The organism is Psychrobacter sp. ANT_H59 (assembly GCF_008369225.1).
Lineage (GTDB): Bacteria > Pseudomonadota > Gammaproteobacteria > Pseudomonadales > Moraxellaceae > Psychrobacter > Psychrobacter cryohalolentis.
The window spans coordinates 195,245-221,117 of the sequence record NZ_VOBE01000004.1; the positions used below are offsets into that span (position 1 = coordinate 195,245).

Annotated in this window: 22 protein-coding genes; 11 read left to right on the forward strand and 11 right to left on the reverse strand. The window is 42.0% G+C overall.

The window, feature by feature from the left end; genetic code table 11:
* Positions 1-36: 36 nt before the first annotated feature.
* From FQ083_RS08415 to infA, 3 genes are all read left to right on the forward strand, one after another.
* Positions 37-1,122 carry an asparaginase gene (locus FQ083_RS08415; RefSeq protein ID WP_149409538.1) on the forward strand — a complete coding sequence of 362 codons (1,086 nt, stop codon included), beginning with the start codon at positions 37-39 and terminating at the stop codon, positions 1,120-1,122.
* A 45-nt stretch (positions 1,123-1,167) separates the two neighbouring features.
* Positions 1,168-1,998, forward strand: a complete 831-nt coding sequence (truA, locus tag FQ083_RS08420; protein ID WP_149409539.1) for a tRNA pseudouridine(38-40) synthase TruA — start codon at positions 1,168-1,170, stop codon at positions 1,996-1,998.
* Between the two features lie 124 nt (positions 1,999-2,122).
* Positions 2,123-2,344 (forward strand): translation initiation factor IF-1, encoded by a 222-nt coding sequence (gene infA, locus FQ083_RS08425; protein ID WP_010199824.1) that lies wholly within the window; start codon positions 2,123-2,125, stop codon positions 2,342-2,344.
* Positions 2,345-2,527: 183 nt separating this feature from the next.
* Here infA and FQ083_RS08430 read toward each other — a convergent pair whose 3' ends face one another.
* The 5 genes from FQ083_RS08430 to leuC form a co-directional block, all read right to left on the reverse strand.
* Positions 2,528-3,703 carry a L,D-transpeptidase family protein gene (locus tag FQ083_RS08430; RefSeq protein WP_149409540.1) on the reverse strand — a complete coding sequence of 392 codons (1,176 nt, stop codon included), beginning with the start codon at positions 3,701-3,703 and terminating at the stop codon, positions 2,528-2,530.
* Positions 3,704-4,149: 446 nt separating this feature from the next.
* Positions 4,150-5,253 carry a 3-isopropylmalate dehydrogenase gene (gene leuB, locus FQ083_RS08435; RefSeq protein ID WP_149409541.1) on the reverse strand — a complete coding sequence of 368 codons (1,104 nt, stop codon included), beginning with the start codon at positions 5,251-5,253 and terminating at the stop codon, positions 4,150-4,152.
* 90 nt (positions 5,254-5,343) lie between these two features.
* Positions 5,344-6,090: a hypothetical protein gene (locus tag FQ083_RS08440; protein WP_149409542.1), complete on the reverse strand. Its 747-nt coding sequence runs from the start codon at positions 6,088-6,090 to the stop codon at positions 5,344-5,346.
* Between the two features lie 174 nt (positions 6,091-6,264).
* Positions 6,265-6,915, reverse strand: coding sequence for a 3-isopropylmalate dehydratase small subunit (gene leuD, locus FQ083_RS08445; protein ID WP_149409543.1), 651 nt, complete (start codon positions 6,913-6,915; stop codon positions 6,265-6,267).
* 47 nt (positions 6,916-6,962) lie between these two features.
* Positions 6,963-8,381: a 3-isopropylmalate dehydratase large subunit gene (gene leuC / locus FQ083_RS08450; RefSeq protein WP_020443717.1), complete on the reverse strand. Its 1,419-nt coding sequence runs from the start codon at positions 8,379-8,381 to the stop codon at positions 6,963-6,965.
* 321 nt (positions 8,382-8,702) lie between these two features.
* On the opposite strand from leuC, the gene FQ083_RS08455 reads away from it, so the two are divergent.
* Positions 8,703-9,575, forward strand: a complete 873-nt coding sequence (locus FQ083_RS08455) for a LysR family transcriptional regulator (protein WP_149409544.1) — start codon at positions 8,703-8,705, stop codon at positions 9,573-9,575.
* A gap of 535 nt (positions 9,576-10,110) precedes the next feature.
* Positions 10,111-11,610: a sodium/proline symporter PutP gene (putP, locus tag FQ083_RS08460; protein WP_149409545.1), complete on the forward strand. Its 1,500-nt coding sequence runs from the start codon at positions 10,111-10,113 to the stop codon at positions 11,608-11,610.
* A gap of 413 nt (positions 11,611-12,023) precedes the next feature.
* Here the strand turns inward: putP and FQ083_RS08465 are convergent, their stop codons facing one another.
* The 3 genes from FQ083_RS08465 to FQ083_RS08475 form a co-directional block, all read right to left on the reverse strand.
* Positions 12,024-13,406, reverse strand: coding sequence for an outer membrane protein transport protein (locus tag FQ083_RS08465; RefSeq protein WP_149409546.1), 1,383 nt, complete (start codon positions 13,404-13,406; stop codon positions 12,024-12,026).
* Positions 13,407-13,773: 367 nt separating this feature from the next.
* Positions 13,774-14,997 (reverse strand): OmpP1/FadL family transporter, encoded by a 1,224-nt coding sequence (locus tag FQ083_RS08470; RefSeq protein WP_011513906.1) that lies wholly within the window; start codon positions 14,995-14,997, stop codon positions 13,774-13,776.
* 219 nt (positions 14,998-15,216) lie between these two features.
* The gene (locus FQ083_RS08475; protein WP_020443720.1) at positions 15,217-15,498 is read right to left on the reverse strand and encodes a SlyX family protein; all 282 of its coding nucleotides are present in this window, start codon (positions 15,496-15,498) and stop codon (positions 15,217-15,219) included.
* 199 nt (positions 15,499-15,697) lie between these two features.
* Here FQ083_RS08475 and FQ083_RS08480 point away from each other — a divergent pair, with 199 nt between their 5' ends.
* The 6 genes from FQ083_RS08480 to FQ083_RS08505 all read left to right on the forward strand — a co-directional run bounded on the left by FQ083_RS08480 (position 15,698) and on the right by FQ083_RS08505 (position 21,988).
* Entirely contained in the window at positions 15,698-17,644 is a 1,947-nt protein-coding gene (locus tag FQ083_RS08480) for an ATP-binding cassette domain-containing protein (protein WP_149409547.1), read from the forward strand.
* A 431-nt stretch (positions 17,645-18,075) separates the two neighbouring features.
* A complete protein-coding gene (gene petA / locus FQ083_RS08485; RefSeq protein ID WP_011513909.1) occupies positions 18,076-18,660 on the forward strand; it encodes a ubiquinol-cytochrome c reductase iron-sulfur subunit in 585 nt (194 codons plus the stop codon).
* A 7-nt stretch (positions 18,661-18,667) separates the two neighbouring features.
* Positions 18,668-19,888 carry a cytochrome bc complex cytochrome b subunit gene (locus tag FQ083_RS08490; RefSeq protein WP_406626821.1) on the forward strand — a complete coding sequence of 407 codons (1,221 nt, stop codon included), beginning with the start codon at positions 18,668-18,670 and terminating at the stop codon, positions 19,886-19,888.
* Entirely contained in the window at positions 19,888-20,601 is a 714-nt protein-coding gene (locus FQ083_RS08495; RefSeq protein WP_011513911.1) for a cytochrome c1, read from the forward strand. Before FQ083_RS08490 ends, FQ083_RS08495 begins: the two co-directional genes overlap by 1 nt.
* Before the next feature lie 202 nt (positions 20,602-20,803).
* Entirely contained in the window at positions 20,804-21,418 is a 615-nt protein-coding gene (locus FQ083_RS08500; protein WP_020443723.1) for a glutathione S-transferase N-terminal domain-containing protein, read from the forward strand.
* Between the two features lie 126 nt (positions 21,419-21,544).
* Positions 21,545-21,988, forward strand: a complete 444-nt coding sequence (locus FQ083_RS08505; protein ID WP_149409548.1) for a ClpXP protease specificity-enhancing factor — start codon at positions 21,545-21,547, stop codon at positions 21,986-21,988.
* Positions 21,989-22,076: 88 nt separating this feature from the next.
* Here FQ083_RS08505 and dcd read toward each other — a convergent pair whose 3' ends face one another.
* The 3 genes from dcd to apbC all read right to left on the reverse strand — a co-directional run bounded on the left by dcd (position 22,077) and on the right by apbC (position 25,299).
* The gene (gene dcd / locus FQ083_RS08510; RefSeq protein WP_149409549.1) at positions 22,077-22,652 is read right to left on the reverse strand and encodes a dCTP deaminase; all 576 of its coding nucleotides are present in this window, start codon (positions 22,650-22,652) and stop codon (positions 22,077-22,079) included.
* 136 nt (positions 22,653-22,788) lie between these two features.
* Positions 22,789-23,928, reverse strand: a complete 1,140-nt coding sequence (locus tag FQ083_RS08515) for a DUF2804 domain-containing protein (RefSeq protein ID WP_149409550.1) — start codon at positions 23,926-23,928, stop codon at positions 22,789-22,791.
* 144 nt (positions 23,929-24,072) lie between these two features.
* Positions 24,073-25,299, reverse strand: coding sequence for an iron-sulfur cluster carrier protein ApbC (gene apbC / locus FQ083_RS08520; protein WP_149409551.1), 1,227 nt, complete (start codon positions 25,297-25,299; stop codon positions 24,073-24,075).
* Positions 25,300-25,873: the final 574 nt, after the last annotated feature.

Genomic DNA, 25,873 nt, shown 5'->3' on the forward strand with positions numbered 1-25,873 from the left:
TCTATTCAATTTAAAACCAATACAGTGCACCCATCTATGACAAATACAATTCCTGCACCTATCCAACTTATTTATGCTGGCGGCACTTTTGGGAGTTATGGTCGTCCATTAGCACCACTATCAGCAGAGGTTTTTTTGCCAACTTTGCAGCAACTACTGGCAGAATCGGATAATGCGCTTAATCTATCGCCCATTACTTGGCTTCACAATACTCTGATTAAAGACAGCAGTCAGTTTACACCCAGTGATTTTGTGCATTTTTATCAGCTTTTACTGTCGGCATATCAACAAGGCAGTAGACGTTTTGTGTTAATTACGGGCACAGATACACTCAGTTATTTGGGAGCGTTTTTAGCAGAAGCCTTTGCAGGTAGTGATATTTGTATTGTCGTTACCGGTAGTATGCGTCCGCTGCTAGATAGTGAGGAACTGCACTCTTATAAAGTAGATGCACAGAGTGATGCTTGGAACAACCTTACTGACTCGTTAAAGCTAGCAAGTGCAGGTGAATCGGGGGTGAAGATTGCCTTCGGCGGCGAATCATGGCCAGCGCAAACGGTGCAAAAAATACATAGCCATGACTTTATGGCATTTACTGGTCACTCTAGAGCGGCTTATCCTGCCAATAGTTATGTCAAAAGCTTGCCAGATACTCGTCGGCAGCACTGGCTTGATGACCAACAAGATATTAGTGCTGATATTGCAGTTCGTGCCGAGCACGCTTACGTTCATGCGTTGTACTGCTTGCCCAATGCAACCGACGCATTAAACCAACAGCTGCGCGCCTTATTATCACAGCCGCCTTGTGGCATTATTTTATTAGGCTATGGCGCTGGCAACGTCCCTTACTCAGTAGAGTTGGCAGAAGCCTTGCAACTGGCTTATGAAAAAGGTCATATGGTCGTATGCGCTAGCCAATCGCCATTTGGTGGTGTGAGCGACACTTATGCTGCGGGCAGTTGGCAATACGATTATCAAGTGGTTGCAGGCGGTCGTTTAACCATTCCGGCCATTTATGCACGCTTGCTGTGGTTGTTACTGCGCCACGACAGCCCAGCACGACGTCGACAACGCTGGTTAAATAACGTCCAGCAAACGGGCACCAGTATCAAAAAACGTTAAACTATCACTCACAAACTCTGTATAAGTTCCAAAATGACCATATCCATGACTGAAAACAACAAAGCAAAGCGCCCAACGTATACCTTAGCCATTGCTATTGAATTTTTGGGCACTCACTATCATGGTTGGCAACGCCAAAGAGAGGTACTTGGCGTGCAAGAAGCGTTAGAGACCGCCATTAGTACTGTTGCCAATGAACCAGTAGAAGTGATTGCTGCAGGGCGCACAGACTCAAGTGTTCATGCTGGTAATATGATTGCCCATTTTGTTGCTCATGCTTATCGACCAACGCACAATTGGCTGCGTGGTGTAAATAGTCTTTTGCCTGATGATATCGCTTTACGCTGGGTTCAGCCGATGCCTGCTGACTTTCATGCACGTTTTGCCGCAATTGCTCGTCGTTATCGTTACATTACTCTCAATCAAACTCAGCGTCCTGCCATCCTCAACCATCAAGTGACACATATTCACGAGCCGCTTGACCTAAAAGCCATGCAGCTTGCAGCATCTGATATCGTTGGTACACATGATTTTAGTAGCTACCGTGCTGCCGCTTGTCAATCTAATCAGCCCGTTCGCCATATTAGCCATGCCAATCTTTTTACTCATGGTCAGTTTATCGTCTTCGATATTCAAGCTGATGGATTTTTGCACCATATGGTGCGAAACCTGATGGGCACGTTATATGCGATCGGCAGACACGAGTTAGAACCGGCTGACTTCTTAAATATTTTGGCGAAAAAAGATCGGACAATAGCACCACCAACTGCTTCAGGTGATGGCTTGTATTTCATTAATGCCTATTATCCTGAGCATTTTCAAACCTTACTGCCTGATGCGCCGCTCACACCTATTTGGCTCAACCTTCCCGATTAAATCCATATAATCTGGCATACATATCACTTACAGGCTGTCAAGTAAAAATCAGGTTCCGTATTGCTTTAATCTGCTAACTTACGTATAATATGGGCTTATTTTAAATTGATTGATGATACAAATTATGGCAAAAGACGAGATTATTGAATTTGAAGGCGAAGTCATTGACACCCTTCCAAATACTTTGTTTAAAGTTCGTTTAGAAAACGGACACGAAATTATTGCGCACATCTCAGGTAAGATGCGTAAGCATTACATCCGAATTTTGACTGGTGATAAAGTTAAGGTTGAGATGACACCTTATGATTTGTCTAAAGGTCGTATTACTTATCGTGGTAAAAACTAAATTCTTATCTACTAAGATAGTTATAAGAGCATATGTATAATGCTTGAGTGGTTTAACTGATAATAATAATGATACTGCTAACCTACTCATTATTGCCTATCATATTTTAGTAAGTTAATATGGTTTTTACCATAAAAAATACCGCTAGATATCAGCGGTATTTTTTTGTCTAGAATTTAGTCGTTATTTGAATTCAACGGTTGCACCACTTTGTATCACGCCAAGTAATGCAAGCGCATCCCAATTGGTTAGACGTATACACCCTGCTGATGCCTGACGACTGATACGAGCAGGATCGGGCGAACCATGAATCCCATAAGACGGCTTACTAAGTCCAATCCATACCGAACCTACAGGGTTGTTAGGACCGGGTGGCAAAATAGACTTGCTACCGTTCTCTGCTGTATAAGTATAATTAGGCTCGTGTACCTTAACTGCAACTGTATGCGTACCTGTTGGTGATGGCGTCGCTGTACTTCCTACTGTGGTTGGATAGCTAGCAACCAAGATGCCTTTATCATCATATGCATACAATGTTTCGGTAGTCTTATCAGCAACCACTCGACTAACAGGTTTGATATTAGGATTGCCTGGATTGTAGACAGTAATGGTTTCGCCTACTGCAAATTTAGCATTAGGATTGAGCGCCTTAAGATAACTTTCACTAATATGAAACTTTTCCGCCAAACCTTCAATGACAGTTTCATAGTACATCCCTTCAAGCTTAGCTTTGGCTTCTGCCCCTGCTGGAATAACCGTGGTTTTTATATTGATATCTGCATCAGTGAGCTGATAGTTGACCAATACCGGTTGTGCCATAAGCTTATCATTCTTGGTCAATGCCTGCCACGTCTCAATATTTAATGTATCGGTCACTGCTAACCCATTTGCCATCTGAAAAGCCTGCATCGCCTTACGAGAGTTCTTTCCCCAATAGCCATCAACTGCACCAACGCCGTTTTGATGCCAGTTTAATAGAGCTTGCAGCTTAGTGGTAGTATCACGGTTTCTCTTCATACCTTGTTTCCAAGTAGCACTATTTACCTTTTGCGCCTCCATTGGTAGATTTTCAGTGGTATATTTTATGGTCGGTAAATACTTATTCAACGATACTGCTGTCTTACTTTTACCAGCAACTTTTTGACTTACGCCATTGGTTACTGGGCTGACATCGTTGTTATTACTAGTTACTTGATTTGTATTATTAGACTCTGTGCTGTTAGTGGCAGTACCTTTTGCACCTCCTTCGACCGTGTCATTTTTGACATCGCTCGTTACTGCAATACTTTGCCCCATAAATAAAATGGTCGATAGACCAAGCGCTGCGATTGCCGTGCTGATTTTGGTCAATTGATACATGTATTACTCCGATTTGTTAAGTTATATTTTTTATTACAAACAACTTATAAGTAATTATAAAATTATTACCATTAATGCCTAATTAGAATTATATAATTAGTTCAACATACCATATGTCCATGTCAAAAATCCTGTGACTAGTATAGGACTGATTTTACAATGTGGATTGAGCCAGTAGTTATTGATTTATCTAAACCAGTTATAGATAGGCTATGGTGACATGTTCCCATGTGAGCATATAACAGCATTGTGTTAATAAGCGCATTAGACTGCAGTATCTGTGTTAAAACAAACGCCTTTATGCAGCTTTCTGTTTAAAGACGTTAACATTAGCGAATGCTTATCTTCTCTAAAAGCGAACAGTAAAAAACCCACAGCTTGCTTAGCAAATTGTGGGTTTTCATTATAAATTTTCGAAATTTCAGGCTAGGATAAAGTAATCTCTATTAAATCAATTTTGCCAATACGGCTTGCCCCATTTGCTGACAACCGACTTGTATAAGTCCAGCTTCATTATGATCCAAGATATCGACCGTACGTAAGCCATCATCAAGCACATCACTGACCGCTTGTTCAATCGCTTGTGCTGCTGCTTCTTGTTTAAAAGTATAACGTAACATCATAGCGACCGATAAAATGGTCGCTAGTGGATTGGCTATATCTTGTCCTGCGATATCAGGCGCTGAACCATGACAAGGCTCATACATGCCTTTGCCCGCTTCATCAAGGCTGGCTGATGGCAGCATGCCAATAGAACCCGTCAGCATCGCTGCTTCATCAGATAAGATATCACCAAACAGATTGCCAGTGACCATAACATCGAACTGTTTAGGGTCTTTAATCAGCTGCATACAAGCATTGTCAGCATACATATGAGATAACGCTACATCGCTATACTCTGACTGCTGTAGTTCGATCATGGTCTGTTTCCAAAGCTCAGTAACTTCCAATACATTGGCTTTATCAATAGAGCAGACTTTGGCAGCGGTTCCTGCTGCTTGCGCGCGTGTTTGCGCCAATTCAAAAGCAACTTTGCCGATACGATTGATTTCGCTGGTGCTATACACCATGGTGTTATAGCCTTGCTGCTCACCATTTTCTAGTGTACGAATACCGCGCGGCTCACCAAAATAAATACCACCAGTCAGTTCACGCACGATCAGCAAGTCTAGACCTGAGATAATCTCAGGTTTAATGCTTGAAGCATTCACAAGCTGCGGATAAAGTTTGGCTACACGCAGATTGGCAAACAAACCAAGCTCACTACGGATTTTTAGCAAACCGCGCTCAGGACGTTTGCTACGTTCGATACCATCCCACTTAGGACCACCAACTGCACCTAATAACACTGCATCTGCTGCGCGTGCACGTTGTAGCGTCTCTTCTGGCAAAGGTTCACCTGTTGCATCAACTGCCACACCGCCGATCAATCCAGACTCAAGGGTCAAACCTAACGCAAACTTATCATTGACAGCGTTCAGCACATCAATGGCCTGAGTCATGATTTCAGGGCCAATACCATCGCCCGCTAATGTTAAAATCGTTGCCATACTGGTCCTTGAGGTTGAGTAAATTTATATTTCTATGACTTATTTTATACTTGCTTTTGTTTGTAGCTAATAACGACAGGCTTTTAATAATTATACTTTGGCTTTTACCTTTACTTTTGATGGCACTGATGCCGCCTTAACGATACTGGCTTCTACAAACTCTCCTTGATGCTCAGTGCCAATCTGCTTGCAGAAGCGGCGCTGCACGGTATTGCCTTGATAAAGCTCAACACATAAAGGCTCTGGCGATGCTGTATCTAACAAGCTACCGGAGCTCTGGCCAGACTTTTTTTGATAAGCACGCAGCTGATAAGTGCCTGGGCCAGCAAAGTCATGAATCATAGCAAAACGCTCGACATAGCCTAGATTATTTTCTGGATAAAAATTAACGTGCACTTCACGTTTAGCGGGTTTGACCCGAGCATAATAGTTAATAAGATTTGGCATAGCAGACGCTGATAATGGCACAATCTTAATGGCATTATTATGAATAAGCGGCGTCATATCCATCGTCATAGCAGCTTGAGAATGCTTACTTCCTGTACGAGTTTTATTGTTTTGGCTCGCAGCATTCATCGCAACCACCATGGTGGCATTCACAGGTTTATGATTTTCAGGCGATATCACCATCGTGCGATCTATCTTTACAATCTCACAGTGGTAGGTGCCGACACAGGCAATATTTACCTCGCCAGCGATGGGCTTAATAGTACCCGTCCATACCTTTGCGCTTTCTGCTTTATCTATCTGTTGATAGCCTGTCAACGCCTGACAACCAGATAATAAGGTTATGGCAATAGCCGTACTTGTCCATACCGCAAAACGTATTTTATTCATAATGGTGGCTACTATTTATCAGATGGAAATATATAATATAAGAATAGATTACCGTTCATTTTAGCCACTTAGTCGCCATAACTCAACGCTGTATTAGCGCTAAGCTCGTTTTTATGGCGATTCATATCCATTATTAATCGTTTGCCATTAGCGGTTTTATTTCATGATTAAACACTAGGCTCTGACTTCATTAAATATCCAAGGCGTTTTTTGCATCATTTTTTGCTCGTATTCTTTAATAGCATCGCTTTGCTGCAAAGTCAGTCCGATATCATCAAGACCATTTAATAGGCAATGCTTACGGAAGTCATCGACTTCAAACGCATACTCTTCGCCAGTTGGGGTGATGACCACCTGACGCTCAAGATCTGCAGTCAGCTCATAGCCTTCGTTGGCAAACGTGGCTTTCATTAAGGTATCAACGATTTCTTCATCCAATACAATCGGTAGCATGCCATTTTTAAAACAGTTGTTATAAAAAATATCGGCAAAGCTTGGGGCGATGACTGTACGAAAGCCATACTCTGAAAGCGCCCAAGGAGCATGTTCACGGCTTGATCCGCAGCCAAAGTTTCGGCGGGCTAGCAAAATAGTAGCACCTTGATAGCGTGGTTTATTTAAAATAAAGTCAGGATTGATAACACGTGTGCTATTGTCTTGTCCCGGATACCCTTCATCTAGATAACGCCAGTCATCAAATAAATTGACGCCGAAACCGGTACGCTTAATAGACTTTAAAAACTGTTTGGCGATAATCTGGTCGGTATCAACGTTTGCGCGATCGAGCGGACAAACGATACCGGTTTGAGTGTTATAAGCTTGCATAGTATTTCCTATCAATATTGTGCTTATTATTAAATGACGCGTAATAACTAAAAAGTTCGCACATCCACAAAGTGACCTGCCAATGCTGCTGCCGCTGCCATTGCTGGACTGACCAGATGAGTACGACCACCATTGCCTTGTCGACCTTCAAAGTTGCGATTGGATGTCGAGGCGCAATGCTCTTGTGGTTCAAGCTTATCAGCATTCATCGCAAGGCACATCGAGCAGCCAGGCTCACGCCATTCAAAGCCTGCATCCGTAAACAAAGCATCTAGGCCTTCTGCTTCTGCTTGCAACTTCACTTGACCAGAGCCCGCAACGACGATGGCTTCTTTAATAGTATCAGCCACTTTACGACCTTTGATCACGGCGGCAGCATCACGCAAATCTTCAATACGCGAGTTGGTACAAGAGCCAATAAAGATACGGTCCAGCTGAATGTCGGTAATTTTTTGACCGGCCTCCAAACCCATGTAGGTATAAGCACGCAACCAACCTTCTTCTTGCGCTTCATCAATAGCTTGATCAGGCGTTGGCACTGACTGGGTAATATCGACCACCATTTCAGGCGAGGTTCCCCATGACACTTGCGGTGCAATTTGGCTACCATCAATCTCAATCACGCTATCAAACACAGCGTCATCATCTGAGTAAAAAGTACGCCAGTAAGCTTCTGCTTGCTGCCATTGTGACTCGTTCGGCGCATATGGACGACCTTTAACATAGTCAATCGTCGTATCATCGACTGCAACCATACCCACGCGTGCGCCCGCTTCAATCGCCATATTACAGACGGTCATACGACCTTCCATGCTCATGTCTTCAAATACTTGACCAGCAAATTCAATCGCATGCCCTGTTCCGCCAGCAGTACCGATTTTTGCAATGATAGCAAGCACCACATCTTTTGAGGTTACGCCAGCGCCAAGCTCACCCGTGACGCGGATTTGCATATTCTTTGATTTCTTTTGAATCAAACACTGGGTTGCCAATACGTGCTCAACCTCAGAGGTACCGATACCATGTGCTAAGCAGCCAAGTGCTCCGTGCGTGGCAGTATGCGAGTCGCCGCAAACAACTGTCATACCAGGCAATACCAAGCCTTGCTCAGGACCGACGACATGCAAGATCCCTTGACGAGCATCATTAATCGTAAACTCAGCGATATCAAATTTGCTGCAGTTTTCATCTAAGGTCAGTACTTGTAAGCGCGAGACCTTATCCTTGATACCTGCTACACCTTCTGAGCGCTCTTTAGTGACTGTCGGTACATTATGGTCAGGGCTTGCAATATTAGCCGACAGACGCCACGGTGCTCTATTAGCCAATTCCAAACCCTCAAATGCTTGCGGACTTGTTACTTCATGTAGCAAATGGCGGTCGATATAAATCAGGCTCGAACCATCATCACGCTTGGTGACTTCGTGAGCATTCCAAAGTTTGTCATATAACGTTTGACCGGCCATATTGCTATCCTTTTTAGTGGCTAATGACTTTATTCTCATTTACTAAAACCCTAGTACTAGGACCATAGTTTGCTATGGTTTTATCTGTTAATTACTAATGGTTGCGATAATAGATGCCTAAAATAAGATTTATGGCGCAGATTATCAAGTAAATACAATAAATATGTCTAAAATACGTTTCGATGTCTTGTGATTATAGCAGGCTAATCCTATAATAATAATTGATGATTCTTTCATAGTTGCAAACTTTTATTTCTAATACATTATGATTGGGTCAGCCAACTTTTATTTATAGCTCGTTATGTAGCTAAGGACATCGGTGTGAATACCACAAATTTGACGACATTCGTGACTGTGATGAATACAGGTAGTATTTCGGGTGCAGCAGAAAAGCTTTTTATTACTCAGCCTGCGGTCAGTAAACGCATCAAAAACTTAGAAGATGAGTTTAATATCACGTTATTTGATACGGTGGGTCGTGGTATTGTTCCAACTCAAGCCGCCAGTGAGATGTTACCTCATGCCAAACGATGGCTTGAAGACTACGAAAACTTTAAAATCAATCTGCAGCACTCTAAGCATATTGTATCCGGCAAACTTGTCATTGGTACTAGCCACCATATAGGCTTACACCATCTCGCCCCTGTTCTTAAGCATTTTATCCAAGCCTATCCTGCCGTACAGCTAGAGGTACATTTCGTCGATTCAGAAACCGCACATAAAGCGGTACTTGATGGTGACTTATCTCTAGCCTTTTTGACCCTGCCACCCGTCTATGACAAGCGTTTAACCTATCATACCTTATGGTCAGATCCACTTTACTTTATGACTGGTACCTTATCACCTTTGGCCAGTAAGTCTAATGTGACACTAGAGCAATTGGCACGTTACCCTGCTATCTTGCCATCTGCCAATACCTTTACCAGTCAAATTACCTTGGCTGAATTTGCCAAACATAATCTAAAGCCTTATGCCACCATGAGCACCAACCCACTTGAATCTATTCGGATGCTAGTGTCTGTAGGACTTGGTTGGTCAGTATTGCCGCAAACGATGATTAGCCAAGACTTAGAGCGTATTGATATGGCAAATAATATCGAATTACAGCGTCATTTAGGCGTGGTAATCAACCCAAAACTGACTCAATCAAACAGTGTAACGGCACTATTAGATTTGCTAGCACCCATTGAATAATGGTGCTATTAAATAACAGGTCATTCAATAAAAACTCCTAGTCTAGTGTGGTTGGATAGCTAAGATAAAATAACTTTCTAAAATATTACTTGCTGAAAGATACTGAGTTAGCATTTATGACGCTCATACGTTATAATGCCTCTGACGTTTTTTATAACATAATTTTACCCAACTGGCACTGATAATCATATATTGAACATCTCTAGTAATATATGATAGTAAACAGTAGGTTTAATGGTTTTAAATGATTGGTTATATAAGCGATTAATATTTGGCAAGTAGTAAAGAGATGATGGCATTTAACATAGCAACACATAAGTATATTTGCCCTTTTCTATACACATTGTTTGATAAGTATTGTCCTAAAACAGCATCAATCATATAAAACTAACAGAAGATATTGAATAAAAGCCATTATGTCCTACTTAATGGCTTTTTTTGTCTTTAGATATTGTTTCTAAACATCGTCTTGCAAGACTTAATTTTTCTCGTTAAAAATAATGACAGCCAACAACGTTGGTTAAGGACTATTTATATGAACGGAGTTTCTAGTGGCGTGCTGATATCACTTGGCGCCTATTTCTTAGTGATGATCGGGATTGGGGTTTATGCTTATTTTAAGCAAGCCAATGATACCGAAGGCTATATGCTTGGTGGTCGTAGTCTCGGTCCTGCGGTAACCGCTTTATCCGCTGGCGCATCAGACATGTCCGGTTGGCTATTACTTGGTTTACCGGGTTATATGTATGCCGATGGCGTCGTGAGTATTTGGATTGCCCTCGGTTTGACATTGGGTGCATTTTTAAACTATATCATCGTGGCACCGCGCTTACGTGTTTACACTGAGATTGCAGATAATGCCATCACATTACCTGACTACTTTGCAAATCGATTCGAAGATAAGTCACATATGCTGCGTGTTATCTCAGCAGTTGTAATTATTTTATTCTTTACTGTTTATACAGCAGCTAGCTTAGTTGGTGGTGGTAAACTGTTTGAAAGCTCACTCAACTTATCTTATACCACAGGTTTGTGGGTGACTGCTGGTGTGGTTGTCGCCTATACTCTATTCGGCGGCTTTTTAGCAGTGTCAATGACTGACTTTGTACAGGGCATTATCATGCTATTTGCGATGGTTATCGTACCTGTTGTAGCCTTTACTGATCTTGGCGGAATTTCAGCCACAACTGAGGCGGTCAGGAACATTGATCCAAGCTTACTTAATGTCACCAGCGGTATGACGATCTTTGGTATTGTTTCGTTAATGGCTTGGGGTTTGGGGTACTTTGGGCAGCCGCATATTATTGTACGCTTTATGGCTATTCGCTCAGTCAAAGATATACCAACGGCACGTAACATTGGTATGAGCTGGATGATTGTAAGTCTAATTGGTGCATTGATGACTGGTTTTGCAGGTCGTGCCTATGTACAAAAAACAGCAATGACTTTAGATGATCCTGAAACTATCTTCTTAGTATTCACCCAGTTCTTATTCACGCCATTAGTTTCAGGCTTCTTGTTAGCCGCTATTTTAGCCGCGATCATGAGTACAATCTCATCACAGCTATTGGTCGTATCAAGCTCACTAACCAAAGATGTGTATAAGCTGTTTTTTGATAGAGATGCACCAGAAGCCCGCCAAGTAATGGTCGGTCGTCTTTCAGTTATCGTGGTCGCCGTCGTTGCTATTTTGCTGGCTTCTAATCCTGAAAGCTCTGTATTAAGTTTGGTCTCTAACGCTTGGGCAGGATTTGGTGCGGCATTTGGACCGTTGGTTATTTTCAGTCTTATCTGGCGCGGTATGAACCGAAACGGTGCGGTTGCTGGTATGGTCGTTGGTGCATTAACTGTCATCTTATGGATCTATGGTCCTTTCCAGATGAATGGTATGGCACTAAATAGCTGGTTATACGCTATCGTTCCAGGCTTTATCTTAAGTACTATTGCCATCTTTGCTGTAAGTATTATGACAGGTGGTCCAAAAGCCTCAGTCTCAGCGAAGTTTAAAGAAATGGAAATGAACTTAGATCAATAAGCATTTTTTAATTACTGCTGTTAAATTAGAAAACCTCGCTACTGTTATAGTAACGAGGTTTTTTATTGTTTGATTAAATATCACTGGGTTATTTCAATGCTAACTGCCTCTATATCATCAATTTGCGTGATAAAAAGGTAGTTAGTAACCCTCTACGTCTATTACTCTGAAAGTTACTACCTATTTATTTTTAAATAGATGCAGTATCACTAGGCTACTTCTTGCAAATCTCTATACTACCTAATAATAGCAAGTAGTAAATCTTTATATAAATAGCATTCAAATCTCAATATTAACGTACCGTTTCTATCTATTTCTATAGCTATTAGGTTTTTCCTCGATTCATATATATAAGAAAGCGACCCTTAATGGATCGCTTTCTCATGTCTAACCTATTTGTCTATAATAGTGTTTTATTTAGCTTGATAAGATATTTTTACACCAGCCACATAACCATCGTTGTCTTGGAAGTCACCAACGATCTTATCTGTAGGTAGTTGACCTTGAGCATCACCAAACCATAAGTATTTACCACCTGCTGATACTGCCCAGTTCTCTGTAAGGTTATACTTAGCACCTAGACCAACACTGTAATAACCATCAATTGGACCTAATGAAGTCGTTGGATCACCAGCGCCACTATCCCAACCAACTGTACCACTAATGGCTAAAGCTGGGGCAATGCGTTTAGCAAGACCAAGCTCTACCTGCCATTGATCGTCATCATACTCAACCAGATTCAAACCCTCAGGGAAACGTTGTTTACTGACTTGATTGTATACTGGAGGAGTAATGGCAAAATTGCTCCATGGTACCCAGCGTACTTTTGCTGTCGCTAACGTAGTAGGATTAATACCCGTTTGGAAATCAAAGTTTACTGACTTAGGTGTTGTTATCTCCATATCATTGACTGCTCCATTTATCCCTACCACTGGATAATCCTCTGAAATCTGCGTGTTATGCTTAATCTCAGAACGATAAGTCAATGCCGCCTTTAACGCTATCTCAGGTTTGCTAAAGGCAACGCCAGCAAGGTAACCATAATCTTGATCAGGATTTACATGAGCGTTGTAACCAGTAGCAGGACCATAGGCAAGGCCTCGCAACTTAATATCAGCTCGTACACGCTGTGCTACTGGACCACCATACACTTGAAAGCTTTTAGTGGCACCCAACTTCATTCCAAGAATGGCAGTAATATTCTCACTACGAACTTCAACGTCTGTGCCTTCACCTGCATCTGCATCTTGTTGTGCTACAATACGCGCCGCGCCGCCAAGAGTTTGAGCTTGAGCTTGAGCATTAGGATCATTCGGGTTAGCTGCTGCGTTAATTGCTGCAGCTCTAGCAGCTGCGTTAAGAGCTGCTTGATTAACTAACGGATTACCAGTTACTTCTCGAGCAGACTCATCTCCATTGCCACCTTTTGATACAAAGTTATTATCACCTTCATATTTGGCAGCAGCACCAAATGGCTCGTCATATAAGATACCGACACTAAAAGTATCATTAATGTCTGCCTTTACGCCATAACGAAAGAAGTCATAAGACTCAGCAATATCACCAGTGGCATTACCTTTAACATAGGTATTGCTTGTAGGGACATTGTTAGCACTATCAAAGCCACTAACGTCTGCGTCGATGTAGGTATAGACGGCCTCAGCATAGGTGCCATCTTGTAGGAACGCTGTAATATCTTGACCTGAACGATCAAGACCTGCAGCGTTAGACATACTGGCTATAGAAAGAGTAGCTATCGCTACAGCAAGAGTTTTTAAATGAAAAGTAGCGCGCATTGGGTATCTCCAAACATCCTAGTTGTTAAATCATCTTCATAACTCATATTCGGCATTGTTGCTTAAAATATAAACTTATGTAAACGACGTCCTGAATGAATAGTAATCACTTTTTGACACTAAAACAACACTTAAAACACTTTATTTCTTAATAATGACTGTTCAGTACATTTATCTAGACCTAAAGCAAACGAACAAAAATACAAAACAAATATTCATAAAGTAACTCATAAATTGTAATTTTAGCAAACTTAAATCTAATAGTTAGTAATTCTAGATTTTTAATTTAATACATAAAAAAACGACCCCTTAAGGATCGCTTTTAAAATTGTTAAAACAGTATTATTTAAAGTAAAGGCATAAGCGCTTAGTTAAAGTTTTGCTTGGCTTGATAAGATAATTTTACACCAAGAGCAAAGCCATCATTATCTTCAAAGTTACTGACAACAGTTTTACTAGGTATCTGACCTTGGGCATCACCAAACCACAGGTATTTACCACCAGCAGAAATAGCCCAGTTGTCGGTCAAATTATACTTTGCACCAAGACCAGCGCTATAGTAACCTTCAATAGGACCTAATGACGTAACTGGATTGCCAGCACCACTGTCCCAGCCAACCGTACCGGTCACTGCTAATACTGGCGTTAGACGTTTAGCAAGACCTAATTCAACCTGCCACTGGTCTTTATCATAGCTAACCAAATCTAAACCTTCAGGAGGAATACCAGGCTGACCTGCTAATTTTTGGCTAGTCTCATTGTATAATGATGGTGTAATCGCAAAATCACTCCATGGTACCCAGCGTACTTTTGCTGTAGCTAGCATCGTAGGATTAATACCCGTTTGGAAATCAAAATTCACTGATTCAGGGGTAGTGATCTCAATATTATCGATTCTATTTGGCGAAAGACCAACTCTCTGAGCGAAAGGATAGATTTCTGCAGCCTGTGTATTATGCTCAATTTCTGAACGATACGTTAGAGCAGCTTGTAAGGCAATTTCAGGCTTACTGTAAGCGACACCAGCTAACCAGCCATAGTCCTGATCAGCACTGATATTGGTGCTATAACCATTAGCGATACTATAAGCAGTTCCACGCAATTTCACATTGGCTTTCACACGTTGAGCTACTGGACCACCATATACCTGGAAGTTCTTATTTTCGCCAAGTTTTGCGCCAACAATGCCAGTGATGCTTTCAGTACGAACTTCAACATTGGTACCTTCACCATTTCTAGGTGAAAGAGGATTTTGATCTACAAAGTCATTCTTACCACTATAGTCAGCTGCTGCACCAAAAGGCTCGTCATATAAAACACCAACACTAAAAGTGTCGTTGATATCCGCTTTTACACCATAACGAAAAAAGTCATAAGACTCAGCAATATCATCAATCTCTTTACCTGACGAATCTTTGCCAGTGACATCGCCATCAATATAGGTATAAACCGCTTCAGCATATACACCATTTTGTAAAAACGCTGTGATATCTTGACCTGAACGATCAAGACCTGCCGCACTCGCAACACTAGCAATAGAAAGAGTAGCAATAGCTACCGTGAGGGTTTTAAGATTAAAATTTGCGCCCATTGTGTATCTCCAAACATCCACGTTGTTTACCGCTATCCCGAACTTTGTTAGGTAGACGGTACTTAAGGTGAAGGATACTAATGTTTTTAGTACACTAAAACAACATTATTTCTCTAATATGACTGGATAGTCACTACACAGTATATTTATCCGAAAATACATATATAAATTCATTCAAAATAATTCAGTTAGTCGCTGTTTATGTATGGCATATTATGGTTAATAATGGGGTGGTCTGTCTGCCATAACGTCAAAAGGTGCCACGCCTCCTTCTTCATCTTGGCTTTCAACTTGTTTATAAATAAATTGTAATTGTCGTTGTAGCGTTTGGATATGTTTGTCTTGACGAGTAATGACGTCGTCAAGGCGTTCTACGGTCAACTCAAGATGAGACATATTCATCTGCAGTTCGACTAACTGCAATTGTAAATCAGCTTGTGTGGCTAAGCTGTCGATTTGCGGCTTGGATACACTGTTATTTTTTGGATTTGCTTCATTCATATTTTTCTCAATACTAGATGCTATGGCTAACGATGGCTAAAGCCTTGATAAGATGTTCTACATTGCTTAATAAATTAATCGTCATAAAATCGTGCTGATAAATCTATTTACGCACGCTACAGTTACGTGGCAGCATGTTATACTGCTACAAATTTTGCAACAACCCCTACCTCACTATTATATAAGCTTAAGATACTCTATGGCACTGATACATTTAAAAGATATTCACTTAGCCTTTGGCGTCGCTCCTGTCCTTGATGGTATTGACTTTGCTATCGATTCAGGCGAGCGCGTGTGTTTAATTGGTCGCAATGGCGAAGGCAAATCCACCTTATTTAAACTGATTAATGGCACATTGTTGCCTGATAGCGGCGAAGTTATTATTAACAATAGTGTACGCGTCGCTATGCTCGAGCAGGATGTACCTGAAACCAGCGGTAGAATTTTAGATATCGTTATGGGTGGCAGCAAACGCACTGCCGAGCTGCTGATTAATTATAATGTGCAAACTGATTTATGTGCCAATGGTGACATGGATGCCTGCGAGCGTATGGCAGACTTGCAGCATGATATCGATGCGGTACATGGTTGGGATTTAGAGCGCGAAGCAACACGTCTTATCACGACAATGGGTCTCGATCCAGACGATGACTTATCATCACTATCTGGTGGTCGTAAGCGCCGTGTTTTATTAGCACGCTCGTTAGTAACTAAACCTGATGTACTGCTTCTCGATGAACCGACTAACCATTTGGACGTTGATAGCATTGAGTGGCTTGAGCGCTTTTTATTAGATTGGCAAGGTCTGACATTATTGTTCGTTACCCATGATAGAGCGTTCGTAAATAAATTATCGACTCGTATCATTGAGCTTGACCGTGGTCAATTGACCAGCTATGACGTCACTCAAGGTGAAGGTGGCTATGCACGCTACCAAGAGCTAAAAGAGCTACAGTTACTAGCTGAAGAGAAGAACAATGCCAATTTTGATAAAAAATTGGCACAAGAAGAAGTTTGGATTCGCCAAGGTATCAAAGCACGCCGTACCCGTAACGAAGGTCGTGTGCGTGAGCTAAAAGCGTTGCGCGAAGAGCGTAGCGACCGCCGTGAGCAAGTCGGTAATGTCAATATTACCATGGGTCAAGGCGAGAAAAGCGGCAAGCTGGTCTGCAAAGTCAAAAATCTACACCTACAATATGATGACCATGTATTGGTCGATAACTTTAGCACTACCATCATGCGCGGTGACAAAATCGGTATCGTCGGTCCGAATGGCGCAGGTAAAACCACGCTTATTAAAGCCCTACTCGATATGTCAGACGATGATGTGATCAAAACAGGCAGCGTTGAATTAGGTACTAACTTAAAAATTGCTTTCTTTGACCAGCTGCGTGATCAGTTAGATTTGGAAGCCAGTGTGGCGCAAAACGTCTCAGAAGGTTCTGACTTCGTCGAAGTCGGCGGTCGTAAGACGCACATTATGAGCTATCTACAAGATTTCTTATTTGCGCCAGAGCGTGCCCGTACGCCCGTTAAAGCATTATCAGGTGGTGAGCGTAACCGCGTGCTACTTGCTAAGCAATTATTAAAACCTGCAAATATCCTCGTACTCGATGAGCCAACCAACGACTTGGATATGGCGACACTTGAGCTACTAGAAGAATCAGTCGCCAGCTTTGGTGGTACGATTTTGCTCATTAGCCATGATCGCTCATTTATGGACAATGTCGTCACTTCCACTTGGGTATTTGATACTGATGAAGATGGCAAAGGGACGGTCAGCGAGTATGTCGGCGGCTATCAAGAGTATTTGGTACAAAAGAATCGCGAAGAAGCTTCTAAAGCAGCTAAATCTTCTAATAGTAATACTACTGCCAACAGCAAATCTGTTAATAAATCAGCAGCAGTAGCGAAACCTAATACTGCTGCTAAAAAGCTTAACTTTAATGACCAGCGTGAGCTTGATGCGTTACCAAAAGAGATCGCTGCTTTAGAAGCGGAACAAATGCAACTAGAAGAAAAGCTAGCCGACGGTACTTGGTTTAATCAAGATTTTGATGCGGCAACAGCTGCTAGTGAGCGACTGCTTGCTATTGAAGATGAGATGATGATTAAACTTGAACGCTGGAATACGCTTGAGAGCTAATCTAAGTCTTTGTGCATGTAACTATCATCACTTTATAATATAAAGTGGTGATAATAGCGTCACAGCGACTTACAAAGTAGTGATGTGCTGAAAGTTAGTGAACATTGTCGTAATTTCAAGTATCATTCGCTATTGCCGAATACCCTTATCATTTATAAGGTCATTATCCATAACGTTTTTGTTGAGATAAAGCCGGTGTTAAACAATGATAATCAAGATGTTATGTCTTGATTATCTTGTTTAACGTTTTAGCGTGCCCTATCGAGGTTGCTTTATTTTTAACACAATAATTTATTTTATGACCAAAATAGCTTAGAATAGCAACAATTAGCAAAATTAGGCACAGCTAACGTGGCTTGATAATTGTTTCTATTCTAAGTCACAAACCCAGTGTGGGATAATCCCATTTCATTCACCTGGAGGAAGTATTAATGAGCCATGCCGAAGGCGTTAACGTACAACGCCGTAGAGTTCTGATTGCCTCGACTGCCGTAATTGGTGCAGCTGGGGTAGCTGCTGTGGCAACACCTTTTGTTCGCTCTTGGACCCCAAGTGCTAAAGCTGAAGCTGCTGGTGCAGCAGTGACCCAAGATATTGGTTCTATCGAAGCAGGACAAATGATTGTCGTCAAATATCGTGGCAAACCCATCTTTGTGGTTAAGCGTACTGAAGAGATGCTGACGTTGCTTGAGTCAGTAAAGCCATTATTGTCTGACCCTGATTCTAGTGCCTCTTTGCAACCTGAGTACTGTAAAAATCCTGAACGCTCTATCTCACCAGAAGTATTGGTGGTAGAAGGCGTCTGTACACATTTAGGCTGTGCACCAAACTACCGTCCTGATGTTGGCGCAGCCGATTTAGGTGGTAATGACTGGTATGGTGGATTTTTCTGCCCCTGTCATGGCTCTAAATACGATTTAGCGGGTCGCGTTTATAGTGGCGTACCTGCACCGCTTAACTTACCTATCCCAGAGTACAACATGGATGGTACCATCTTGACGATTGGGGAGGCTTAATATGAGCATGGGTAAAAAGTTAATGCATTGGGTGGACGCGCGCTTTCCTGCGACTGAAACCTACGAATATCATATGTCAAAGTACTATGCACCAAAGAACTTTAACTTTTGGTACTTCTTTGGCGTGCTATCAATGGTCGTGCTGGTCAATCAGTTAGTAACTGGTATTTGGCTGACGATGATGTATAACCCAAGTGCCGAAGGGGCATTTGCGTCTGTTGAATATATCATGCGTGATGTTAAGGGTGGCTGGCTCATCCGTTATATGCACTCGACTGGCGCATCTGCGTTCTTCGTAGTTGTTTACTTGCATATGTTCAGAGCCTTGCTATATGGTTCATACCAAAAACCGCGTGAGCTTATTTGGCTTATCGGTATGGGTATTTACTTAGCATTGATGGCAGAAGGTTTCTTCGGTTACCTACTTCCTTGGGGCAACATGTCGTTCTGGGGTGCTCAGGTTATTCTAAACCTACCTGCGGCTCTACCAGTCATTGGCGATGGTCTTGCTGAATGGGTTCGTGGCGATTACATTATTTCAGGTATCACGCTAAACCGCTTCTTTGCTCTACACGTTGTGGCGATTCCGCTTGTACTTGTCGGCTTAGTCTTTATGCATTTAGTGGCTCTGCATCATGTGGGTTCTAATAACCCTGATGGTATTGACATTAAGAAGCTAAAAGACAAAAACGGTGTGCCATTAGATGGTATCGAATTCCATCCGTACTACACCGTACACGATATGGTTGGTATTGTTGTCTTCTTTATCTTATTCTTTGCTGTGGTATTCTTCTTCCCAGAAGGCGGCGGCTTCTTCCTTGAGCCACCAAACTTTGAAACTGCAAACTCACTAAAAACACCAGCGCATATTGCACCGGTATGGTACTACACGCCTTTCTATGCCATCTTACGTGCCGTTCCTGATAAGCTTGGTGGTGTGATTGCGATGGGTGCTGCTATTGCCGTATTGTTCTTAATACCTTGGCTTGATAGATCGCCAGTACGCTCGATACGTTATAAAGGCATTTTATCTAAAATCGCTTTAACCGTGTTTGCTATTAGTTTCTTAGTATTGGGTTATTTAGGTGCGACACCTACCACCCCAACAGCAACTATAATGGCTCGTATCTTTACCATATTGTATTTCTTGTTCTTCTTATTGATGCCGTTTTACACTGCCATTGAGAAGTGTAAACAGCCACCAGAACGCGTTACCGGAGGTCACTAATGAGCACGCTAATTAAATCCCTAGCAGGTTTGGGCTTAGGCGCGGCATTAACTTTGACTGCTGGTAGCGCTCTAGCAGCAGGTAGTGGCTGCGGTACGTTTACCAATGCTGAGGGCATTGTAGAGCATTTGGCTTGTAGTACAGCGCCTATTGATTTTACCAATAAGGGCTCACTACAAAACGGTGCTAAGACGTTTATGAACTACTGTGCTGGGTGTCACTCAGCCAAGTACGTTCGTCACTCACGCATCGCTAAAGACTTAGAGATACCACCTGAGTTGGTCGAAAAGTATTTGATGGTGACGACCGATCAGATCGGTGATCATATCGATGCTGAGATTGACCCTGAAGTACAAGCCTCATGGTTTGGCGCGGCTCCTCCAGATTTGTCACTTGAAACAAGACTGCGCGGCGATGATTGGGTTTACACTTACCTATTGTCTTTTTACGAAGATCCAAGCCGTCCTTGGGGTGCTAATAACTTAGTCCTCGCAAATGCGGCAATGCCTCACGTTTTGCATAACATGCAAGAAGAGCTGAGTCAGGAAGAGTTCGAATCTGAAGTAGGTGACTTGGTTAACTTTATGGCATGGATGGCAGAACCTGTTCGTCACGACCGTAAAGTGATTGGTTTCTTTGTGATTTTATTCTTACTTGTCTTACTGATTCCAGTTTACTTGCTCAATAAAGAATTCTGGAAAGATATCAAATAAGCGATATTGATAATCGAGCAAGATATTGGTATAAAAAAAGCACTACTTCGGTAGTGCTTTTTTATGCTTTAAACATTTATAAATCAGCCGCAAAAGCAAGCTAAGCGCCAAATTTTTAAGCGACAGTGTTTACGTACGCTACCTTGATAAACACAGCAACATTGTTTACGATGGCAGGCTTTACTATTAACATTAGGCTTTCATGATTGATGCGAATGACATTCCAAGTAGTCAGCTAATTTTATACGCTGATGACGGCTACGACAGTCATGTGGTGCGCCTATTGCTTGAAGAAAAGAAGCTCGCTTATTATTTATCACGTTTGCATTCTGAGCGTCCTGAGGATTTAACCGAGCTGAACCCTTATCATACTTTACCTGTCCTACAGCAGCGTGAGATTGCGCTTTATGAGATAAACGTCATCTTTGAGTACCTTGAAGAGCGTTATCATGCCAATAAGCTCTTGCCTGAGACGCCACAAGAGCGGGCACAATTTCGCCAGTTAGCATGGCGTATTCAGCGCGATTGGCTCTCACTCGGTAAGCGATTGCTTATGCATCCAGACAGCTTTAATAAAGCTCAAGCGGTTATGGCTAGAAAACAGCTGAGTGATTCGCTCATCACTATATCACCATTATTTGCGCACAAGTCTTACTTTATGGCAGATGAGTTTGGCTGGTGTGATGTGCTGCTAGCACCTTTATTATGGCGATTGGAAGAGATGGACATTGAGCTACCACGCGCTATCAGTCGCCCTCTGTTTGACTATCAAAAACGGGTCTTTGAGCGAGATAGCTTTCAAAAAAGCGTGCGTTAATTAGACAACAGTCAAATGCTGCCTTAAAATAACAAATAATGAAGCGCAAATGAATTTCTGTAAATAATCTTTTGCCGCTGATACCTTTTAACCCTTACTTAATACCGTCAATATAGGAAGCCAAAGATGAGCGAAGAAACCACATCTATTACTCCAACACGTCCTTATATGATACGTGCCTTGTACCAATGGATAGAAGACAATGCGCTTACGCCGTATCTGATGGTCGATGCAACCGCCAATAATGTTCAAATTCCAAAAGAGCATGTGCAAGATGGTCGTATCGTGCTCAATATTGCTAGCCGTGCCACTGGTAATATGAGTATGGAGAATGACTATATTCATTTTAGTGCGCGATTTGGCGGTGTATCACAAGAGATCTGGGTACCGCTCACAGCAGTGCTAGGTATTTATGCAAAAGAGAACTCTCAAGGGATGTTTTTCGATCCCAATGAATATGACAATTATGTGCCTGAAGACGATGCCGTTGCGAGTAGCAGCTCTAAAACAAATGTAGCAGCTCCTAAGCCCAAACGTGATAATAAAGCCGGCTTAAAAGTATTAAAATAACAAAATATATCGCATAAAAAAGCTGAGCATATTAAATATGTTCAGCTTTTTTTATTGTCAGCCCAAAAGTGATGATGACCTTAAACGATTAGGTTCTTGGTAAGGTAACACCGCGCTGTCCTTGGTATTTACCACCACGATCTTTATAACTCGTCTCACAGACATCATCAGCATCACTTTGGAAAAATAGCATTTGCGCAACGCCTTCGCCAGCATAGATACGCGCAGGAAGATTGGTGGTATTACTAAACTCTAAAGTCACATGCCCTTCCCACTCAGGCTCAAGTGGTGTGACATTGACAATGATACCGCAGCGGGCATAGGTTGATTTACCAAGGCAAATAGTCAATACATCGCGTGGAATACGGAAATATTCCATCGTACGAGCCAATGCAAAAGAATTAGGCGGAATAATACACTCGTCACCAATGACATCAATAAAGCTTTTTTCGTCAAAGTTTTTAGGGTCTACAATTACTGAATGTACGTTGGTGAAAACCTTAAATTCAGGCGCGCAGCGTACATCATAACCATAGCTTGAGGTACCATAACTGACCAAACGCTCACCAGCATTATTAAAACGTACTTGACCGGCTTCAAACGGCTCAATCATGCCATGTTCTTGAGCCATTTTACGAATCCAGCGGTCAGACTTGATAGACATTGTTATTCCTTAGCAGATATAAAATAAAACTTATAATATGAATGGTATTTTGATAGCGACGATTATACGGAATTGAGCGCTCAATTTATAGGCTTGGCTACGTTTAAAATAAATCTCTAGTCAAAATGATAATCGTCTACCATTTTGCATAATGATCTTCTGCCAGTCCCATCACATTATCAAGCTTAATCACCTCTTGTTTGATTCGAATCTCACCATTATAAAAACCAAGCCATTGCTCAAAAATACTGGCAACGATACCAAAGTTATCGGTCTTCTTATAAACCGTCATAGGGGTAAAGGTTAAATCAATATCAACATTGCTCCAGCCAAGGTTTTGATGATAGATGTGCCAAGGCTGCGGTGTGTCATCTAACCTATTAGTAACAGTGTCTTGCTGATTGGGTGGCAAATTTAGAGCATCACGAAGAAACATAACAGGCGGTAAATAACATATCTGCCCATCTACCCAGCACGCATTTTCACTAGCGCCCGTTTCATTAACACCCATCGATAAGTTCAATGTGAAATGACGACCATCTGGCAAATAGCTATTGATACAAGTCCAAAACCAATTGGTCTCATGACGCATATATCCAAGTGTCCAATCTAAATTGGCAATAGTGTCATCATTGAATGATATTTGCTGAGCTTGTTGTCCATTATTAAACGTTGAATTGGACTTAATAGCTAAGTGACCTACGATTTTGGTAAGCGGCTCTTTTTGCGTAAAAGTCCAGCCACGCCTGCCAGTCGGTGTGCAGACCGCCAATGCCTGCGACTGCCGCTGTAACGTTGCTTCAATCGCCAAATACTGACTGTCTAACACAACGTTGACCTGTGACGGGGTAAAATCTAACGTCAATGTCAGCTTTTTATGTCTAAATGCCATCTGCCCTTGATAGCAACTACCCTTTAAACGCGTATCAAGCGTCAAAGGCTGCAAGGCTTCACACACCTCTATCTCGTTTGTTTCATCATTATAAAGATAAACAAAAGCACTGGTCGCAAGCTTAATAGTCGCCAGTGCCAAGCAGACTCGATAAGGTGGTTGAATGATTTGAATAAAGCAGAATTGGTTGGCTTTTAAATCTTTACGCCAATTGGGCAGAGGTTTCTGTGAGATAAGGTGGCTGTGATAATCTAAATAGTTGATGTCTTTGATTTGGGCAAAAATACCAGAATGAGGCTGACCTTTTTGGATTAGTTGGTCGAGCACCGCTGGTTTCAATTCATTAGCGATATCAGAAAAAGGTTGATGATTGTTTTGAATCATAATGGCGGCATCCTAGCCAAATTTATACCAAGAGTTAAGCAGTTTGTTATGTAATGGCTATTGCTAACTAATACTTCACTATAATAGCAAACAATAGCCCATTAAAAATAAAACGCTGTGATTCCTAGTAGGAAACTATAACCATTAAAAAATACGCTTATCATTAACCGGTTTGGCAAACTTATTAATATTGGTTTCAATATTTTTGGCAATACTCAGATAGTAAGACGCAAACTCATCATCGACTAATACGCTTGGCTCACCTTTATCTACCTGTGCACGGATAGCGCTTGCCAGTGGAAGCTGTCCTAATAGCGGCACTTGATATTGCTCAGCGATCTTTTCGCCGCCGCCTGTACCAAAGATAGCTTCAGTATGATTGCAGTTACTACAAGTGTGCAGCGCCATATTTTCAACCACGCCAAGCACAGGAATATTGGTTTTATTAAACATCTCAATGCCTTTTTGCGCATCAAGTAACGCAATATGCTGCGGCGTCGTCACAATGACAGCGCCCGTCACCGGAATACGCTGAGCAAGGGTGAGCTGAATATCACCGGTGCCTGGTGGCATATCAATGACTAAGTAATCTAACTGTGGCCAATTGGTTTGATTATATAGCTGCATCAACGCGCCGGTCGCTTTTGGACCGCGCCATGCGATAGGCGTATTATCACCATCAAGCAAGCTGCCAATCGATAACATCGCTAGTCCATGCGCATTGATTGGCACAAACTGCTCATTTTCAAGCTCAGGTCTGATACTATTCACACCTAGCATCGCTGGCATACTGGGTCCATAAATATCAGCATCTAATACACCAACGCGGTTGCCGAGCTTTTGTAATGCCAAAGCGATATTGACAGTAGTGGTTGATTTTCCCACGCCGCCCTTACCAGAGGCAACGACAATGATATGACGAATACGCGGATGAGCGGACAACGACGCTTGGGTAGGAGCTTGCTTAGTGATAGGTGGTTCAGCATTTACCGTACTATCATCGCTCTTGGCAACAGGTTTACTATGACTATCCATCGCATTGGTGGTTTTTGGCATTGCTTTTGGCAAACTTGAGCCTTCACCTTTCATCGGCGCTGGTATCCGAACATTCATATGAATGCTTTGAATACCATGCGGCTGTAATAACTGCCCAAGCGCTTGCTGAATGGCCTCAGGATCGCTTTCATGTGGCAGACGCAGCTCTAATGTCAGCTCACCACCATTACGCTCAAGCCCAGTGACCATCGTAGCAATACTGCTATCCCCAACATGATAACCCAGCAATACTTTATCAACAGCGCTATCAAGCGCAGCTTTCTGCTCTGGAGTTTCCTTTTGTGCGGTGGGTTTTTTCTTCATAAAATTAAACATAGCGACCGTGACTGCCTATACAAGTGGGTTGGTATGCTAAAAAGTATTATTAATACTATAACGAGAATAATTAACGATAGAAGCCATAAGCTTTTTAGCCAAACCTTTTATCGTGTCAGTGTAGCTCAATTGCAAGCATAAAAAAACCATGATGCCAGTAAGACAGCATTTTGCGTACAGCTTTGAGCCTACGGTATCATTGATATCAAATAACATAGATGAATTACTTTATGACACGAGACAAGGATGAGTTTGTTTAATACAAAAGGCAAGCTCGCAGCTTATCATCACCACAGACATCATACTCATTACCAATACCAGTACCAGTGACACTATGGAATCACCGCGAACACAGCACAAAGGAATACCGAAGCAAGCGCCCCCTGAATATCGGTATCTAGATACGCGAATATCGTCGAGCGATTGGGCAACTGCTGTAATAATTACCAAGCAATTTCGGGCTTAATCAGCGCTGTGATATTGGCAATATCACTAGGACGTAACGTCTACACCGCATTAATCGCGCGCTTAAAATCCTATCTTTCAATAGTATCGCTTAACTTTACTGATATGT

Bases quoted from the DNA above. Each gene is read 5' to 3' on its own strand.
- leuC (WP_020443717.1), bottom strand. From the start codon at position 8,381: ATGGCCGGTCAAACGTTATATGACAAACTTTGGAATGCTCACGAAGTC.
- FQ083_RS08440 (WP_149409542.1), bottom strand. From the start codon at position 6,090: ATGAATAAAATACGTTTTGCGGTATGGACAAGTACGGCTATTGCCATA.
- FQ083_RS08515 (WP_149409550.1), bottom strand. From the start codon at position 23,928: ATGATTCAAAACAATCATCAACCTTTTTCTGATATCGCTAATGAATTG.
- putP (WP_149409545.1), top strand. From the start codon at position 10,111: ATGAACGGAGTTTCTAGTGGCGTGCTGATATCACTTGGCGCCTATTTC.
- FQ083_RS08490 (WP_406626821.1), top strand. From the start codon at position 18,668: ATGGGTAAAAAGTTAATGCATTGGGTGGACGCGCGCTTTCCTGCGACT.
- FQ083_RS08465 (WP_149409546.1), bottom strand. From the start codon at position 13,406: ATGCGCGCTACTTTTCATTTAAAAACTCTTGCTGTAGCGATAGCTACT.
- FQ083_RS08500 (WP_020443723.1), top strand. From the start codon at position 20,804: ATGATTGATGCGAATGACATTCCAAGTAGTCAGCTAATTTTATACGCT.
- leuB (WP_149409541.1), bottom strand. From the start codon at position 5,253: ATGGCAACGATTTTAACATTAGCGGGCGATGGTATTGGCCCTGAAATC.
- infA (WP_010199824.1), top strand. From the start codon at position 2,123: ATGGCAAAAGACGAGATTATTGAATTTGAAGGCGAAGTCATTGACACC.
- truA (WP_149409539.1), top strand. From the start codon at position 1,168: ATGACTGAAAACAACAAAGCAAAGCGCCCAACGTATACCTTAGCCATT.
- FQ083_RS08475 (WP_020443720.1), bottom strand. From the start codon at position 15,498: ATGAATGAAGCAAATCCAAAAAATAACAGTGTATCCAAGCCGCAAATC.
- leuD (WP_149409543.1), bottom strand. From the start codon at position 6,915: ATGCAAGCTTATAACACTCAAACCGGTATCGTTTGTCCGCTCGATCGC.
- FQ083_RS08505 (WP_149409548.1), top strand. From the start codon at position 21,545: ATGAGCGAAGAAACCACATCTATTACTCCAACACGTCCTTATATGATA.
- petA (WP_011513909.1), top strand. From the start codon at position 18,076: ATGAGCCATGCCGAAGGCGTTAACGTACAACGCCGTAGAGTTCTGATT.
- FQ083_RS08470 (WP_011513906.1), bottom strand. From the start codon at position 14,997: ATGGGCGCAAATTTTAATCTTAAAACCCTCACGGTAGCTATTGCTACT.
- dcd (WP_149409549.1), bottom strand. From the start codon at position 22,652: ATGTCTATCAAGTCTGACCGCTGGATTCGTAAAATGGCTCAAGAACAT.
- FQ083_RS08495 (WP_011513911.1), top strand. From the start codon at position 19,888: ATGAGCACGCTAATTAAATCCCTAGCAGGTTTGGGCTTAGGCGCGGCA.
- FQ083_RS08480 (WP_149409547.1), top strand. From the start codon at position 15,698: ATGGCACTGATACATTTAAAAGATATTCACTTAGCCTTTGGCGTCGCT.
- FQ083_RS08430 (WP_149409540.1), bottom strand. From the start codon at position 3,703: ATGTATCAATTGACCAAAATCAGCACGGCAATCGCAGCGCTTGGTCTA.
- apbC (WP_149409551.1), bottom strand. From the start codon at position 25,299: ATGTTTAATTTTATGAAGAAAAAACCCACCGCACAAAAGGAAACTCCA.
- FQ083_RS08415 (WP_149409538.1), top strand. From the start codon at position 37: ATGACAAATACAATTCCTGCACCTATCCAACTTATTTATGCTGGCGGC.